Below are 290 nucleotides of genomic sequence, written 5' to 3' on the forward strand. Positions count from 1 at the left end.
AAATATATAGAATCAAAAAATAAATTTAAATCAGATAAAATTAATAATCTTATAAAAAAATTTAAATTATAAAAATAAAAAAACATCAGTAGAAAAATTGTGTGGCTCCTCCGACTGGATTCGAACCAGTGACATACGGATTAACAGTCCGCCGTTCTACCAACTGAACTACAGAGGAAAATAAGATTTTATCACTATTTTTTTTATAAATCAATAAATTTTATTTATATACATATATACATATTAAAATTACTTTTACATATAAAATTAATAAAAATATATGGAATATT

Annotated in this window: 1 tRNA gene; it reads right to left on the reverse strand. The window is 20.7% G+C overall.

Features of this window, described 5'->3' with window-relative positions:
- Nucleotides 1-102 precede the first annotated feature (102 nt).
- Nucleotides 103-178: transfer RNA gene (locus LDP10_RS03440), tRNA-Asn, on the reverse strand.
- Nucleotides 179-290 lie beyond the last annotated feature (112 nt).

The sequence above is a fragment of the Buchnera aphidicola (Pemphigus obesinymphae) genome (assembly GCF_026122815.1).
In the GTDB taxonomy this organism is placed as follows: domain Bacteria; phylum Pseudomonadota; class Gammaproteobacteria; order Enterobacterales; family Enterobacteriaceae; genus Buchnera_C; species Buchnera_C aphidicola_BJ.